Origin of the sequence: Microcosmobacter mediterraneus, from assembly GCF_031846265.1 — a bacterium.
GTDB lineage: Bacteria > Bacteroidota > Bacteroidia > Flavobacteriales > Flavobacteriaceae > Microcosmobacter > Microcosmobacter mediterraneus.
The window spans coordinates 35226-51505 of the sequence record NZ_JAVRIA010000004.1 but is presented as its reverse complement, the minus strand read 5'-3'; the positions used below and the strand labels follow the sequence as shown (position 1 = coordinate 51505).

The 16280-nt window shown below is 32.1% G+C and carries 15 protein-coding genes; 3 read left to right on the top strand and 12 right to left on the bottom strand.

The genetic code is table 11. The features are described from left to right. Positions 1-13 precede the first annotated feature (13 nt). From RM697_RS08485 to RM697_RS08440, 10 genes are all read right to left on the bottom strand, one after another. Positions 14-2047, bottom strand: a complete 2034-nt coding sequence (locus RM697_RS08485) for a VWA domain-containing protein (protein WP_311427447.1) — start codon at positions 2045-2047, stop codon at positions 14-16. Between the two features lie 47 nt (positions 2048-2094). Then, positions 2095-2841 carry a 3-oxoacyl-[acyl-carrier-protein] reductase gene (fabG, locus tag RM697_RS08480; protein WP_311427446.1) on the bottom strand — a complete coding sequence of 249 codons (747 nt, stop codon included), beginning with the start codon at positions 2839-2841 and terminating at the stop codon, positions 2095-2097. A 151-nt stretch (positions 2842-2992) separates the two neighbouring features. Continuing rightward, positions 2993-3865, bottom strand: a complete 873-nt coding sequence (gene sucD, locus RM697_RS08475) for a succinate--CoA ligase subunit alpha (RefSeq protein WP_311427445.1) — start codon at positions 3863-3865, stop codon at positions 2993-2995. A gap of 73 nt (positions 3866-3938) precedes the next feature. Beyond that, the gene (locus RM697_RS08470) at positions 3939-4349 is read right to left on the bottom strand and encodes a nuclear transport factor 2 family protein (protein ID WP_311427444.1); all 411 of its coding nucleotides are present in this window, start codon (positions 4347-4349) and stop codon (positions 3939-3941) included. Then, positions 4349-5290, bottom strand: a complete 942-nt coding sequence (locus tag RM697_RS08465; protein ID WP_311427443.1) for a UDP-3-O-(3-hydroxymyristoyl)glucosamine N-acyltransferase — start codon at positions 5288-5290, stop codon at positions 4349-4351. Before RM697_RS08465 ends, RM697_RS08470 begins: the two co-directional genes overlap by 1 nt. A 37-nt stretch (positions 5291-5327) precedes the next feature. After that, positions 5328-5894: an elongation factor P gene (efp, locus tag RM697_RS08460; RefSeq protein WP_311427442.1), complete on the bottom strand. Its 567-nt coding sequence runs from the start codon at positions 5892-5894 to the stop codon at positions 5328-5330. A 50-nt stretch (positions 5895-5944) separates the two neighbouring features. Then, complete coding sequence (lpxA, locus tag RM697_RS08455; RefSeq protein ID WP_311427441.1) at positions 5945-6730, bottom strand: acyl-ACP--UDP-N-acetylglucosamine O-acyltransferase; 786 nt, start codon at positions 6728-6730, stop codon at positions 5945-5947. Positions 6731-6735: 5 nt separating this feature from the next. Beyond that, positions 6736-8142 (bottom strand): bifunctional UDP-3-O-[3-hydroxymyristoyl] N-acetylglucosamine deacetylase/3-hydroxyacyl-ACP dehydratase, encoded by a 1407-nt coding sequence (locus RM697_RS08450; RefSeq protein WP_311427440.1) that lies wholly within the window; start codon positions 8140-8142, stop codon positions 6736-6738. After that, the gene (gene lpxD, locus RM697_RS08445; protein WP_311427439.1) at positions 8129-9157 is read right to left on the bottom strand and encodes a UDP-3-O-(3-hydroxymyristoyl)glucosamine N-acyltransferase; all 1029 of its coding nucleotides are present in this window, start codon (positions 9155-9157) and stop codon (positions 8129-8131) included. The genes RM697_RS08450 and lpxD overlap by 14 nt, the downstream gene beginning before the upstream one ends. A gap of 25 nt (positions 9158-9182) precedes the next feature. After that, a complete protein-coding gene (locus RM697_RS08440; protein ID WP_311427660.1) occupies positions 9183-10412 on the bottom strand; it encodes an HD domain-containing protein in 1230 nt (409 codons plus the stop codon). Between the two features lie 33 nt (positions 10413-10445). Here RM697_RS08440 and porX point away from each other — a divergent pair, with 33 nt between their 5' ends. The 3 genes from porX (at position 10446) to RM697_RS08425 (ending at position 13531) form a co-directional block, all read left to right on the top strand. Continuing rightward, a complete protein-coding gene (gene porX / locus RM697_RS08435) occupies positions 10446-11999 on the top strand; it encodes a T9SS response regulator signal transducer PorX (RefSeq protein ID WP_311427438.1) in 1554 nt (517 codons plus the stop codon). 283 nt (positions 12000-12282) lie between these two features. After that, entirely contained in the window at positions 12283-12738 is a 456-nt protein-coding gene (gene tsaE / locus RM697_RS08430) for a tRNA (adenosine(37)-N6)-threonylcarbamoyltransferase complex ATPase subunit type 1 TsaE (RefSeq protein ID WP_311427437.1), read from the top strand. Positions 12739-12979: 241 nt separating this feature from the next. Further along, positions 12980-13531: a hypothetical protein gene (locus RM697_RS08425; RefSeq protein WP_311427436.1), complete on the top strand. Its 552-nt coding sequence runs from the start codon at positions 12980-12982 to the stop codon at positions 13529-13531. A 63-nt stretch (positions 13532-13594) separates the two neighbouring features. Here the strand turns inward: RM697_RS08425 and RM697_RS08420 are convergent, their stop codons facing one another. After that, a complete protein-coding gene (locus RM697_RS08420) occupies positions 13595-14908 on the bottom strand; it encodes an MFS transporter (protein ID WP_311427435.1) in 1314 nt (437 codons plus the stop codon). After that, entirely contained in the window at positions 14905-16227 is a 1323-nt protein-coding gene (locus RM697_RS08415) for an MFS transporter (RefSeq protein WP_311427434.1), read from the bottom strand. The genes RM697_RS08420 and RM697_RS08415 overlap by 4 nt, the downstream gene beginning before the upstream one ends. Positions 16228-16280 lie beyond the last annotated feature (53 nt).

The window sequence follows — 16280 nt, the reverse complement described above, 5'->3', positions numbered from 1 at the left end:
TGTTTTTTTAGTGTTAAATAAGGCCTTTATATTTTCTCATAAACCACTCTATAGCAAGGCTTAAAGCTATTAGAGCCAATAAATATTTAAAGTCTATCAAAGGTACGATATTTTTAGTACTCTTTTGTATGATTGCAAAGCGATTGTCTTGTAATAAAACATCAATTAACTCTTGGGATTCTGTATTAAAAAATGCTTTACCATTGCTATTAGTAGCCAATCGCTGTAACTTTGTTACATCTGCATTTAAAAATTGTTGCTCAACATTATAATCTAGTATTTTAATGGAGCTAGATCTTGAAATGTTCTCTCCGTTGACGCTTACTGTAAATTGATAATCACCAGCTTTAATACCACTTATATCTACTTCGTAACTGTTTGATTTTAAAATAAAAGGAAATTGAATCGTAGAATTATTATCTATGTTCTTAAGAGTTATAGTTAGATTTTTATCGCCATCAAATTCATAATTTTTATTAAAATATTGTGCAGAAATAATAACATTATCGTTTCCATTGTAAAAGGATTCGTAATCTATATTTAAGCGATTTCTTCTAAAATCAGATCCTAAATACTGAACCAACTTACCTATAAAATCATCAAATTCATTAAAATCATTTTTACTTAAATAGCTCTGAGCTCTCCATTTCCAAAGATGCTCACCTAATAAAATAGCTTCTCTTATTCCATTAGTTTCATAGGTTGCTAATAATGGTTCAGTAGTTTCAATACCATTTACCGTTTTATATAAAATAGTCTCAATGGGTAAATTAAAGGTTACTTCTCCAAAATTACCTTTAAGTGGTGGGAAATTATCAAAGCCAATATCTTCTACTATGAAAGAACTATAGTTTCTATTTAAATTAGCTTGAAAATCTTCTACCTGATTTGTGATTTTATAATTGTAATTAGCTTGTAATGCATTAAGCAATGCCCAATTAGTTTTTGCTCCAGCAACAAGAAAGCTATTCAACTTTTTAGCTTGAATTTCTTGAATAACTGATCTAAACTTATTATTTGGCTGATACAGTATAACCAATTGATAATCATAAATTTTACTTAAATATTCTGTTGGTTTAATAATTCTAACTTTTCGTTGTTCGTTACGTTCAATGGCAGATTTTAATGCACCTAAATCTGGATGCGTAATATCTGAAACTAAAGCTACATTAGTTTGCTGATCTATAACTTCTACAGCAAAACTTTTAGCATTATTAATGGTATTTTTCTCCGTAGATAATGGTTCTACTACTGCTCTAAAAGTTTTAACACCAACACGATTTGCTGGTAGATTAAATGAAATAACTTGTGAAGAATTTGTTTTACTAAAATTCAGATTTTTACTGAATACTATTGAGTTTCCTATATTCACTTTAAACGTAGTGGAAACAGATTCTGTTCCATTATAGACCACAATGGCTTCAACAGGGAATTGATTCTTTAAATATGCGTATTTATTAACATTTAACTTCTGAAGCTTTAAATCTGCGTATGTAATGGTATCTCCTAGTATAACTGGGAAAATAGGTTGCTTAAACTTACTTGCTGAAAACTCATAGTCATTTCCGTAAGTTTGGTTTCCATCTGTTATAAATACAATGGGTGTTATTGAACTCTCATAGACTTCTTTAAAGCGTTCAAAAACTAAGTTTAAATCAGATTGTGAATCTTTAAAACTGAGAGTATCTAACTGTTGAACAGAATTACCAAAAGAGAATTGTTCTACATTAAAGCGTTCTTGTATTTCAGGATTGTTTGTTATAGATTCTAAGAGTGACTTTACATTCTCATCCTGATCTAAATAAGCAATGGATTCTGAATTATCTACGGCAATTACCAAATTTGGTTTTTCGTTAAAGTAAGAACGTTTTTCAAACTTTGGATTAATTAGTAATACCAACAGTGCAAAAACAGAGATAAATCTTAGCAAAGCTAAAATGAAAATATTCTTATGAATAAACTTTCCTTTAGGTTTATATTGAAATAGCGCTACAAGTAGCGCTAAAATTCCTGCAAGGATGATATATACTATGGTTGTTGAACTCATTAAAATTTTAGGCTTTGTAGAATACGATTCCTGCTTAACTAGGAAAGTTAGGTTAGCATTCCTCCATCAACGTTTAAGGTCTGACCTGTAACGTAAGCAGACATATCACTTGCTAGAAAAACACAAGCATTAGCGATATCTTCTGGAGTTCCGCCACGTTTTAATGGAATTGCTGAACGCCAACCATCAACTGTAGCTTCATCTAATTTTGCTGTCATTTCTGTCTCAATAAAACCTGGAGCAATTACATTACTTCTAATATTTCTAGATCCTAGTTCTAAAGCTACTGATTTTGAAAAGCCAATAATTCCGGCTTTTGATGCTGCATAATTGGTTTGACCTGCATTACCTTTTACACCTACAACTGAACTCATGTTTATTATTGAACCCTTACGCTGCTTTAGCATGGTACGTTGTACAGCTTTAGTCATGTTAAAAACTGACTTTAAATTAACTTCAATGACTTTATCAAAATCTTCTTCAGTAATACGCATTAACAAATTATCCTTTGTAATACCAGCATTATTAACCAATATGTCTATACTTCCAAACTCTTCTTTAACGGCTTCAGCTAAGGTTTGTGCATCATCAAAACTAGCAGCATTACTTTGATAGCCTTTTGCTTTTACTCCTAATCCATTCAATTCTTTTTCTAATGCATTCGCAGCGTCTACGGATGAACTGTAAGTAAATGCTACATCTGCTCCATGTTCGGCAAAAACTCTCGCAATACCTTTACCAATACCTCTACTAGCTCCTGTAATTATGGCTGTTTTTCCTTCTAATAATTTCATTCTTAATTGTTAATTAGTTGTATATCAAATATAGCAAATACAAGTTGCATCAAATAAAAAAACCTCACAAGATTTTGTAAGGTTTTTAACAGTTTATGTAAGATCCTGAAACAAGTTCAGGATGACAAGTCATTAAAATTATAACTTAAAATTAACCAAGTACCTCAGCTACTTTCTTTCCTATTTCTGCAGGTGAATCTACTACATGAATACCACATGCTCTCATAATTTTCTTTTTTGCTTGTGCAGTATCATCACTACCTCCAACAATAGCTCCTGCATGACCCATTGTACGGCCTGCTGGTGCTGTCTCACCTGCAATAAAACCTACAACTGGTTTATTACTACCACTCTCTTTGTACCAATTAGCAGCATCTGCTTCTAACTGACCTCCTATCTCACCAATCATAACTACAGCTTCAGTCTCTGGATCATTAATTAATAGTTCCACAGCTTCCTTGGTTGTTGTTCCGATAATAGGATCTCCACCAATACCAATAGCAGTTGTAATCCCAAGCCCTTGTTTAACTACCTGGTCAGCAGCTTCATAAGTTAATGTTCCAGATTTTGAAACAATTCCTACTTTACCTGACTTAAACACAAAACCTGGCATAATACCAACTTTAGCTTCACCTGGAGTAATGACTCCTGGACAGTTAGGACCAATAAGTCTACAGTTTTTATCTTGTATATAGTCTGAAGCCTTAATCATGTCAGCTACAGGAATTCCTTCAGTTATTGTAATAATTACTTTTATACCTGCATCAGCAGCTTCCATAATAGCATCTGCTGCAAATGCTGGTGGTACAAAAATAATCGTAGTATCTGCCCCAAGTTTACTAACAGCCTCTTCTACAGTATTAAAAACAGGCTTATCTAAATGCGTTTGTCCTCCTTTTCCAGGAGTTACACCTCCTACAACATTGGTTCCATATTCAATCATTTGACCAGCGTGAAAAGTACCTTCACTACCAGTAAATCCTTGTACAATTATCTTTGAATCTTTATTAACTAATACACTCATTATTTGTGATTATTTTTTTTAAATTTTCGTTGAGCAAAAATAAGAGTTTTGTCACGTAATTACGACCTCTTTTTTATAATTTTCTTTTAGCGTATGAATCCATACTTGACTTATCTGTTTCATCTGCTTGCTGACTAATTTCATAGCATCGGAAAAGCTTATTATCTTTTACTTCCCATATAGCCATAAAATGCCCTAAAGCCATTTCACTTTCAGAATTTTCTATGGTTTGAGCATAGAGCGTATGTCTTGTTACTACGCTATCATTAGCTTCAAATAGGTGTGAGAATTCAAAGCGTAATTGGTGGTAAGATTTTCTTATTCCTTCAAAAAAATCAACAATTCCATCATAATTTAATAGCATAAAACCCTGGCTACCTGTCCAATGCAATTCACAATCTTTGTGAAATATTGTTTTGATAATGTCACTATCATTTGCTAAATCGCTATTGTAAAATGATTTTACGAGTTCTAATGCTTGCATTATATATTATTTTCTTTTAAGCGTTGAAGTATATCTGGTATTTGCCTAATATTAGCAATCTCCTTGTATTTTGTTCTAAAATCTTCTGCAGGAATTCCAAAATAATGTTTATTCCCTTCCAAAGATTTACTTACACCTGCTTTGGCAGAAATTACCGTTTTATCACCAATAGTGATGCCACTAGTAATACCTACTTGTCCCCAAATAGTAACCTCATCTCCTATGATAACACAACCTGCAATACCTACTTGTGAAGCAATTAAACATTTTTTACCAATAACAGTATCGTGTCCTATTTGGATTTGATTATCTAACATAGAGCCTGCTCCAATAGTTGTATCTGCTGTTACACCTTTATCTATAGTGCACAATGCACCTAAATGCACATTATCTTCTATGACTACTCTACCACCTGATAACAATTGATCGAATCCTTCTGGTCGTTTTTTGTAGTAAAATGCACTTCCTCCTAAAATAGTTCCTGCGTGGATAACAACATTATCTCCAATAATGGTATCGTCATAAATGCTGACGTTTGAATGAATAACACAATTATCTCCTATAACCACATTATTCCCTACAAAACAATTGGGTTGTATGATGGTTCCTTTACCTATTGTAGCTGATGGTGATATTGATGAACTTGAAGCTGTAAAGGGTTTAAAATAATTAGTAAGTTTGTTAAAATCTCTAAAAGGATCGTCACTAATAAGTAAAGCTTTACCTTCAGGACACTCAACTTCTTTGTTAATCAATATTATAGTCGCAGCAGAATTAAGTGCTTTATCATAATATTTAGGATGATCAACAAATACAATATCTCCTGGTTCTACAACATGAATTTCGTTCATACCTAAGACCGAAAATTCAGAAGAGCCTACAAATTGGCAGTTAATAATATCTGCTATTTCTTTTAATGTATGCTTTTTTGGAAACTTCATAATGAAATGCTCATTTCGAGAGCCTCAATGACCATTTTTAATCCTTAACTCTTTCTTTATAAGTACCTTTTGCTGTTTCAATTTTTATTTTGTCACCTTCGTTGATAAACAATGGGACATTAACAGTAGCACCTGTTTCTACTGTTGCAGGTTTAGTTGCATTAGTCGCAGTATTGCCTTTAACTCCTGGTTCTGTATGAGTAACTTCAAGTATAACACTTGCTGGCATGTCTACAGAAAGCGGCAAGTTATCTTCTGTATTAATTAACACAGTAACCACTTCACCCTCTTTCATTAATCCTGGCGCATCTAATGCTGCTTCTAGTAAACGTATTTGGGTGTAGTCAGCTTCATTCATAAAATGATAAAACTCGCCATCATTGTATAAGTATTGAAATTTGTGCGTTTCTACTCTGACGTCTTCTATTTTGTGTCCTGCTGAAAATGTATTATCAACTACTTTACCTGTTGTAACACTTTTTAATTTAGTCCTCACAAATGCTGGACCTTTTCCAGGTTTTACATGAAGGAACTCTATGATTTTATATATATCGTGATTAAATCTGATGCACAATCCATTTCTTATATCTGATGTACTTGCCATATTTGAGTATTTATTTATTAGTCCTCATGCAAAAGTTTTAGAGGATAAATTTAATTTGATTTAAAATAGCCTTTCATAATACCTCGATGCGAATTTTTGATAAACTGTAAAATCTCATCGCGTTCTGTAGTAGCTTCCATTTCTGCTTCAATAATTTCTGAAGCTTGGGTATTATTATAATTTTTCTGATACAGTATTCTATAGATATTCTGTATTTCTCTAATTTTTTCTGTTGAAAACCCTCTTCGTCTTAATCCTACTGAATTAATACCAACATAAGATAATGGCTCTCGAGCTGCTTTAACAAAAGGAGGTACATCTTTTCTTACTAAGGATCCACCTGTAACAAAGGCATGATTACCAATAGAGCAGAATTGATGCACAGCAGTCATACCAGCCAATACCACAAAATCACCTACATTAATATGACCAGCAAGTGTACTATTATTAGAGAATATACAGTTATTACCAACGATACAATCGTGAGCAACATGGCAATAAGCCATAATTAAACAATTATCTCCAATAACTGTTTTCATCTTATCTGTGGTACCTCTGTTTATAGTAACACACTCTCTTATAGTAACATTATTACCAATCTCTGCAGTAGTATCTTCATCATTATATTTTAAATCTTGTGGCACAGCAGAAATAACTGCTCCTGGAAAAATATTACAATTTTTTCCGATGCGAGCACCTTCCATAATAGTAACATTGCTTCCTATCCAAGTTCCTTCTCCAATAACAACATTATTATGTATAGTTGCAAAAGGTTCAATAACTACATTCTTGGCGATTTTTGCTCCAGGATGTACGTATGCTAAGGGTTGGTTCATTCTATTTATTTTACTTTAGAAATTTGTGCCATGAGTTCTGCTTCTGCACAAAGTTTACCATTAGAATAGGCATAACCTTGCATATGACAAATACCACGTCTAATAGGTGTAATTAATTCGCACTTAAATATTAATGTATCACCAGGAACTACTTTTTTCTTAAATTTTACATTATCAATTTTCATGAAAAACGTCAAATAATTTTCAGGATCTGGTACAGTACTTAATACTAGAATTCCTCCTGTCTGTGCCATAGCTTCAACAATGAGTACTCCAGGCATTACAGGTGCTCCAGGAAAATGACCAGCAAAAAAAGGCTCATTCATAGTGACGTTTTTCATACCTATAACACGAGACTCTGTTAACTCAAAAACTTTATCTAATAATAGAAATGGTTGCCTGTGAGGTAACATATTCATTATCTGATTGACATCCATTAAAGGTTCTGCATTCAGATCTACAACCGGAACATTATTTCGTCGCTCATTTTTTATAATCTTTGACATTTTTTTTGCAAACTGCGTGTTCACAAAATGTCCTGGTTTATTTGCAATTACTTTTCCTTTTATTCTGGTTCTAATTAATGCTAAATCACCTATAACATCCAAAAGTTTATGCCTAGCTGCTTCATTAGGATGATGCAAGGTTAGGTTATCCAAAATACCATTAGATTTCACTGCAATACTATCTTTATTGAAAGCAATACGCAACTTCTCCATAGTTTCAGGAGATAGTTCTTTATCTACATAAACAATAGCATTGTTAAGATCACCTCCTTTAATTAAACCATGTTCAAGAAGAGTTTCTAACTCATGTAAAAAACTAAACGTTCTAGAATCTGCAATTTCTGTCTTAAATTCTGAAACATGATTTAAAGTAGCGTTTTGGGTTCCTAAAACTTTGGTTCCAAAATCTACCATAGTAGTTACCTTATAGTTTTTAGAAGGCATGATGAGTATTTCACTACCTGATTCTTCATCAGTATAAGAGATGACATCTGTAACCACATACTCTTCTCTGAAAGCATCTTGCTCTTCAATACCAGCAGATTCTAAAGCTTCTACAAAGAATTTTGACGAACCGTCCATAATTGGTGGTTCTGAAGCATTAAGTTCAATTAATGCATTATCAATATCTAAACCAACTAATGCTGCTAAAACATGCTCACAAGTTTGGATAATAACACCATTTTTTTCAAGCATTGTGCCTCGTTGCGTATTGGTAACATAATTAGCGTCTGCTTCAATAATTGGACTTCCTTCTAAATCAATTCTTTTAAAAGCGAATCCTTGATTAGTTGCAGCAGGTTTAAAGGTTAAGGTTACATCTTTGCCTGTATGTAAACCAACACCTTGTAATGACACCTCACTAGCAATGGTTCGCTGTTTTGTTTCGGTATTAACTATTGCCATTTACTGTTTTTTGAATTTCATTTAAATCCTTCACAATCTTAGGAAGGTTTTTAAAATATACGTATGATTTGTTATAATCGCCATAGCTTAAAGCTGGTGATCCTTGGAGTACTTCATTATCCTTGACGTTTCTTCCTATACCAGATTGAGCCTGTATCTTTACATTATTACCAATAGTAATATGGCCAACAATACCTACTTGTCCTCCTATTTGACAGTTTTCACCAATTTTAGTAGAACCTGCAATTCCTGTTTGGGCAGCGATAACTGTGTTCTTACCTATCTCAACATTATGTGCTATCTGAATTTGGTTATCTAACTTAACTCCTCGTCTAATGACTGTAGAACCTAGCGTTGCTCTATCTATCGTAGTACCAGCTCCAATATCTACAAAATCCTCTAAGATTACATTACCTGTTTGTGGTACTTTAGAATACTCCCCTTTTTCGTTTGGTGCAAAACCGAAACCATCTGCTCCAATAATTGCTCCAGAATTTATAACACAACCATTACCAATTAGACATTCTGCATAAATCTTAGCTCCTGAAAAAATCATAGTATTATCACCAATGGTAACATTGTCTCCTATATAACTATTTGGAAAAATCTTTACATTATTACCAATGACGACATTATCTCCTAAATAACTAAAAGCACCAATGTAAATATTATCGCCTTGTTTTACACTTTCAGAAATGAAGCAAGGCTCCTCTATACCAGACTTATTAAATTTTATTTGATTATAATATTCTAATAACTTAGAAAACGCTTTATATGCATCCTCAACTTTTATAAGTGTCGTTGTAATTGGATTCTCTGGTTCAAAAGCTTTATCTACAATTGTTATTGAAGCTTCGGTTGAATAGATATAGGATTTATATTTTGGATTGGCTAAAAAGGTTAAGGTCCCTTTTTTACCTTCTTCAATTTTTGCAAGTTTAGAGACTTCTACTTCAGGATTGCCAACGACATCACCTTCTAAAATTCCTGCTATTTGTTGTGCTGTAAATTTCATGTTCCGCAAAAATAGAAAAAATGTATTACAATCTGTCTTTAGGATAACATATATAGTACTTGGTTACTGGTTTAGAAAGTGCTTTAAGGTTTAACTGATCTGAAGCCTTAACTATATCCTCTATTTTACCAGATTTATGAAGAATGTTAATATTCTGCTTTTTTAACTCATAAGCCTGATTAGAAATCTGACCTAAAAACACAAAATATTCAGCTTCACCTCTAGTGATTTCATATTTACCAATAAGCTTATCTATATGCTCATTAAGCAATTCTTTTTTAATGGGTTTATTTTTTAGTTTTATTTTTAATAAATCCCTATTAATTAGCATATCTGAGAGATTACTTAGAACAAAATCATCACTGTATTGCCATGCTTTCATTGCAGAAATAATATCGTAATCATCTAGCTTAGCAAAAATATTCAGTGTGTTTTCATCAAAACTATCGTGCTTAATATTATGACTTAAAAAGTAATTTAAGGCTTCACTAGAATCTAGTTTTACGCCGTGTTCAGTTAATTCTTTGGCTCTCTTTAGTACACGCATTAGTAATTCTTCTGCAACTAATCCTGTTTTATGCAAATAGACTTGCCAATACATTAATCGTCTCGCAACTAAAAATTTTTCTGCACTGTATATGCCCTTTTCTTCAAGTACTAACAGATCATCAACCACATTAAGCATGGTTATTAAACGTTCAGAATTAATGTTACCTTCAGCAACACCTGTGTAAAAACTATCGCGTTTCAAATAATCTGCTCTGTCCATATCTAACTGGCCAGAAATCAACTGATTCATAAAAGGTCTATGATATTCTCCTTTAAATATTTTTATCGCTAATGCTAATTTTCCGTTAAATTGTTTATTTAATTCTTGCATAAATAGTAATGAAATTTCCTCGTGAGAGATATCATTTACTATACTATGTTCCATGGCATGAGAGAATGGACCATGCCCAATATCGTGTAATAAAATAGCTATTAAAAGTCCATTTTCTTCATCATCAGAAATGCTAACACCTTTAAAACGAAGCACATTAATAGCATTTTGCATTAAATGCATTGAACCTAAAGCATGATGGAATCTTGTGTGGTGCGCACCAGGATAAACAAGGTAAGACATTCCCATTTGAGTTATCCGTCGAAGTCTCTGGAAATATTTGTGTTCTATAAGATCAAAAATTAACGCATTAGGAATTGTAATAAAACCGTAAATTGGGTCGTTAAATATCTTAAGTTTGTTCTTCGTTCTCAAACGTTGATCTTCCATTAATTTAAACAAATATACATGAACAATATAAATATTCTCTGGGTTGATGATGAAATTGATTTACTTAAACCTCATATTCTTTTCTTAGAGAAAAAGCAATATAATGTAACCACTTGCCAAAGCGGAACCGAAGCTCTAGAGATTATTGGAGATACAAATTTCGATATCGTATTCCTAGATGAGAATATGCCAGGACTCACAGGTCTTGAAACGCTTAATGAAATTAAGGAGAAACGTGCTAACCTTCCGGTTGTAATGATAACCAAAAGTGAGGAGGAGTATATTATGGAAGAAGCTATTGGCAGTAAAATTGCTGATTATCTAATAAAACCTGTAAATCCAAATCAGATTTTATTAAGCCTAAAAAAGAATCTTGACCTCTCAAGACTTGTATCTGAAAAGACTACGTCTAATTATCAGCAAGAATTTAGAAAAATTGCTATGGATTTATCTATGGTAAATACATTTGATGGCTGGGCAGAACTATACCAAAAACTTATTTATTGGGAATTACAACTAGAAGATATTGAAGATATTGGTATGACTGAAATTTTAGAATCTCAGAAAACCGAGGCTAATCTTCAATTTGGAAAGTTTATAGAGAAGGAATACGCCTCATGGTTTGATCATAAGAATGATGCACCTATAATGTCTCATACTTTATTTAAAGACAAGGTTGTTCCTGAACTTTCAAAAAATCAACCAACACTACTTATTGTAGTAGATAATTTGCGTTTTGATCAATGGAAATCGTTTGAGCCTACGATTACTAATTACTACAAGAAAACATCAGAAATACCATTTTATAGCATTCTACCAACAGCTACTCAGTATGCCAGAAATGCCATATTCTCTGGATTAATGCCAAGCGATATGGAAAAATTATTTCCTAAATACTGGAAAAATGATACTGACGAAGGTGGAAAAAACATGTTTGAAGCAGAATTTTTAGAAGCTCAATTAAAACGCTTAGGATTAACGCATTTAAAACACGACTATTTTAAAATCACAAATCTTAAAGCAGGGAAAAAATTAGTTGATAATTTTAAATCCCTAAAAGATAATGACCTCAGTGTTATAGTATATAACTTTGTAGATATGCTATCACACTCCAAAACCGAAATGGAAGTTGTAAAAGAATTAGCATCTAATGATAAAGCTTACAGATCTTTAACACAAAGTTGGTTTAAAAACTCACCATTATTAGAAGTGATACAACAGGCGCAACAATTAGGTTTTAAACTCATTATTACTACAGATCATGGAACTATAAATGTTGGGAGTCCATCTAAAGTTATTGGAGACAGAGATACAAGTCTTAATTTAAGATATAAAACAGGTCGAAGCCTCACTTACCAAGATAGAGAAGTTATGGCTGCAAAAGATCCTAGAGAGATTCATTTACCTTCTATGAGTATGAGTAGCTCTTTTATTTTTGCTAAAGGCGATTACTTTTTAGCGTATCCAAACAACTATAATCATTATGTAAGTTATTATCGTAACACCTATCAGCATGGTGGTATATCCCTAGAGGAGATGATTATTCCATTTGTAGTTTTAGAACCGAAATAGTTTTGTTAGTTGTTAGTTGAAATACAATTAAACCCTACAATTCAAATTCTGAATAGTATGTTTTGCTTTAATCTCTATATTTTTATGTTTACAGGTTATTAGTTAACACCTATAGGTATATGTTTTAAATCATAGCTAAAACTAGATGCTATTTAAACAGTAAATTCAGAATAAAAATTCTACGTAATGCATAAAAAACCGACGAAATGCACTTTTTTCTAGGTTTTTCCAATAAAATTTACTATCATTGCTTGATTTGAATTTTATATTCAGGTAAACTATAATGGAACGAACCTACACTTTACAAAACATAGATAATGTAGCCGAAGAGCTTTTAGCGTCCTTAAGCAGTAAAACGTTGTTGTTTTATGGTGCTATGGGAACTGGTAAAACTACTTTAATTAAGTCGTTAATAAAGACTTTAGGTAGTGAAGATACTGTTAGCAGCCCTACATTTTCTCTTGTAAATGAATACCACACACCTGAGTCCAAGATTTATCATTTTGACTTATATCGCATAGAATCGTCTGAAGAATTATACGATTTTGGTATAGAAGATTATTTGCATGCTGACTGCTATAAATTTATAGAATGGCCAGAACGTTTAGAAGAAATCGTTATTGATGATGTGAATTTTCTTACAATTAAAATGCTTGAAAATGGTGCTAGACACCTAAAATTAAAAGAAAATAATCGTTTAACCCCAAATTTGCCAATGTACACACAACATTTATTGTAAAAAAATGGCAATTTGCCGCCACGTTATTGCTAAAGACTACGGAAAAACCGTAACTCTTAGCCCTTATAAACACTGGGTTTTAACATTTCTTTAACACTAAGAAATGACACTTCATTTTAACTTTGGAGTATTAATTAATTAAATCCCTTTTGAATTATGAAAGCTAAGAAACTAGTTTTAGCGATTGCGATTTTCGGCGGTATGTTGTTCACTGTACAGGCAACAAATATTATCGACCTTGATGGACAATCAACAACAGAACTTAAAAAGAAGAAAAGACCAATCGCTGGTAACGGATAAACCGACTGGAAAATCTTTAATAATAGGGAGTATTATTGCAACATTTATTGCAATTACTCCCTATTTGTTTTATCTATATGAAAGTATTCCTGAGACTCAAGTTTGGGAAAACTGGCTATTTACTTATGATAGTAAAAGTTGGGCCGATGCCAACTTTGCGATGTGGGTTTTTACTAATAAAGTTATTCCATTTTGTTTTATTTTAATATGGTTTTTCACATGCAGACATTGGTGGTATCATGTATTACTTGTTCCTATTGCAATGTATATCTATCAAATTGTGGGAATTTTTAACGATAATATTGAACATATAGATAAATTTGAGTTGCTCCATTTAATTCCAGTGATGGCAATAGTAATACCTTCTATTTATTTATTAAGAGCTAGGATGTTTAATAAGCTGAATACAGCTGATAAAACAATGCAAGAATTAGAGGAAGAATTTATGATTAAACCAAAAGGTTTAGTAGGAAAACTTAAACAGTATTTTTAAACTATTTTGCTAATACATAAAACAAAAAAGGCGCTAATTTAATTAGCGCCTTTTTTGTTTTAATTATCTCACATACTTGGTCTTCTTAATAGTACTTAAAATAATAAATGCTATAACGAAGAAAACTCCTAAAGACAATACTGACCATTGCATAGAGCCTCCTGTTAAAGCTATAAGCAATCCAAAGACGAGCATACCAACAACAATTGCTAATTTTTCTGTAACGTCATAAAAGCTAAAATATGTAGTCGTATCTTCTGTCTCTGGTAATAATTTTGAATAGGTAGAGCGTGATAACGACTGTATTGCTCCTAAAACCAAACCTAATAAACCACCTAAAGCGTAAAAATAAATAGCTACATTCTCCTGAGATTTATCTATAAAAAAGGCTATGAAACATACTAAGGTCCATATAGCTAAAGTTATTTTTAATGTCGATAAATTTCCTATCTTATCTGATAATCTAGAAAATAAATAAGCACCTACAACGGCTACAAGTTGTACCAATAATATGGTAACTATTAAGTTTAGAGTTGGCAAACCTAATTCATCACTTCCAAAGATTCCTGCCATATAAATAATGGTTTGAGCACTTACGCTAAAAAAGAAAAAAGAAAACAAAAATGTTTTTAACTGAGGATAGTTAGCAACCTCCTTAGCAACATTCTTTAATTCTTTGAATCCTTTCCAGATATAATCTTTTTCTGGTTTTCGTTGATGTATGTTGTTAGGTAATCTTCTGTAAGTTATTTGGGCAAAACCAAGCCACCAAAGGCCTACTAAAATAAAAGATAATTGTGTTGCAAGACCTTTATCAATGCCAAACATTTCATTGCCTTCTATAAGAACTAAACAAATAATAAGCAATATTACAGAACCTACATAACCAAAAATAAAGCCTTTTGCACTGACTTTATCTTGTTGTTCAGGATGAGCAACTTCTGGTAAATACGCATTATAAAATACGATGCTGCCCCAAAATCCTATACCAGCTGTAATAGTCAATACTATACCTAACCATAAGGTCTCTTCTTTAAAGAAAAACAAGCCCATTACTGATAATGATCCCAGTAAACAAAAGCGCTTTAAAAACCCTAATTTATTACCTGTATAATCAGCAATACCAGATAAAATTGGGGAAATAATTGCCACAACCAACATATAAAAACCTATCGTATAATTTAATAATGTTGTAGAATACCATTCAGATCCTAAAAACATAATTTTACCATCTGCATTTTCTAAATTTTGAGTAACAGTACTATAATAAATTGGAAAGATAGCTGTACTTATTACCAATGAATATACAGAGTTTGCCCAATCGTAAAAAGACCATGCATTTATTAGTTTTTTACTTCCTTTCTCGTAAGTTTTCATATATCTTTTATTAAATGTTCTTGTTTTGGCACTCTTAATAGTAACACGATTCCAATAACAAAAAACACGAATAAAAATAGTATTGACATTCGCATGCCTTTGTATTGATCAACGATACCATAAATGAGCATGCCTAAGATAATTCCTATTTTTTCAGTGATATCATAAAAACTGAAAAAAGATGTAGAATCTTCCGTTTTTGGCAAAAACTTGGAATAGGTAGAGCGTGATAATGCTTGAATTCCTCCCATAACAAGTCCAACAACAAATGCAGCGACATAAAAGTGAATAGGCTCAATCATAAAATAGGCGTAAATGCAAATACAAACCCAAATACTATTTATACCAATTAATGTTTTAATGTTTCCAAATTGAGCAGAAGCCTTAGAGGTAAGAAAAGCTCCAAGTATAGCTACTAATTGAATAATTAAAATACTAATAATTAATCCTAGAGTTTTTTCATCTTTAGAATGCCATAAAATTTCTTGCTCACCAAAATAAGTAGCCATTAGCATTATGGTTTGCACAGCCATACTATAAACAAAAAAAGCAACCAAATAGCGTTTTAATCTTTTGTTTTGACTAAGTTGTTTCCAGACTAAAGACAATTCTTTAAAACCGTTTGATAACACTTTTTTGAATGCAATATCCTTAGTTCTATTATTATGTTTTGGTAAATGATAAAACGTATATTGACTAAACACCAACCACCAAATACCCACTGATAAGAATGAATATCTCATAGCTTGTATAGCTGGCTGTTCTCCTTCTATCCCAAAAGTATCAGGATACATAACCATAGCCAAATTAATTAATAACAATAGAACACTTCCAAAATAACCTACAGAGAAACCTTTTGCGCTAATAGCATCTTGTTGCTCTTTATAAGCAATGTCAGGCAAGTATGAATTATAAAACACCAAACTTCCCCAATATCCCCAAAGTCCAAGAAAATAAGTAAAAAGACTCCAATAGATAAGATCTAAACTAAACCAGTACAAACCAAAACATCCTATACTGCCCATATAAGAAAAGAATTTAAGAAATAGCCTTTTGTTTTTTATATAGTCTGCTATACCTGATAAGATTGGTGATGAGATTACAATAACTAAAAATGCAAAGGCAGTTACAAAAGATATTAATACCGTATTTTTTAATGTAAATCCAAAAACCTCAATAGTATTCGTCTCAATAAATAGTTCACCATAAAAAATAGGAAATACAGCAGAGGCTATAGTGAGTGTATAAGGAGAATTAGCCCAATCGAAGAAAGCCCAAGCATTGAGAAGTTTTTTACTTCCTTTTTTAAGTTTAGTCATAAAAAAAGCTGTTCTATTTAAGAACAGCTTCTAAATTAAAACTTTTATGTAAA

Bases quoted from the DNA above. Each gene is read 5' to 3' on its own strand.
- lpxA (WP_311427441.1), bottom strand. From the start codon at position 6,730: ATGAACCAACCCTTAGCATACGTACATCCTGGAGCAAAAATCGCCAAG.
- RM697_RS08485 (WP_311427447.1), bottom strand. From the start codon at position 2,047: ATGAGTTCAACAACCATAGTATATATCATCCTTGCAGGAATTTTAGCG.
- RM697_RS08425 (WP_311427436.1), top strand. From the start codon at position 12,980: ATGGACAATCAACAACAGAACTTAAAAAGAAGAAAAGACCAATCGCTG.
- RM697_RS08470 (WP_311427444.1), bottom strand. From the start codon at position 4,349: ATGCAAGCATTAGAACTCGTAAAATCATTTTACAATAGCGATTTAGCA.
- lpxD (WP_311427439.1), bottom strand. From the start codon at position 9,157: ATGAAATTTACAGCACAACAAATAGCAGGAATTTTAGAAGGTGATGTC.
- fabG (WP_311427446.1), bottom strand. From the start codon at position 2,841: ATGAAATTATTAGAAGGAAAAACAGCCATAATTACAGGAGCTAGTAGA.
- RM697_RS08415 (WP_311427434.1), bottom strand. From the start codon at position 16,227: ATGACTAAACTTAAAAAAGGAAGTAAAAAACTTCTCAATGCTTGGGCT.
- RM697_RS08420 (WP_311427435.1), bottom strand. From the start codon at position 14,908: ATGAAAACTTACGAGAAAGGAAGTAAAAAACTAATAAATGCATGGTCT.
- sucD (WP_311427445.1), bottom strand. From the start codon at position 3,865: ATGAGTGTATTAGTTAATAAAGATTCAAAGATAATTGTACAAGGATTT.
- RM697_RS08465 (WP_311427443.1), bottom strand. From the start codon at position 5,290: ATGAAGTTTCCAAAAAAGCATACATTAAAAGAAATAGCAGATATTATT.
- RM697_RS08450 (WP_311427440.1), bottom strand. From the start codon at position 8,142: ATGGCAATAGTTAATACCGAAACAAAACAGCGAACCATTGCTAGTGAG.
- efp (WP_311427442.1), bottom strand. From the start codon at position 5,894: ATGGCAAGTACATCAGATATAAGAAATGGATTGTGCATCAGATTTAAT.
- tsaE (WP_311427437.1), top strand. From the start codon at position 12,283: ATGGAACGAACCTACACTTTACAAAACATAGATAATGTAGCCGAAGAG.
- porX (WP_311427438.1), top strand. From the start codon at position 10,446: ATGAACAATATAAATATTCTCTGGGTTGATGATGAAATTGATTTACTT.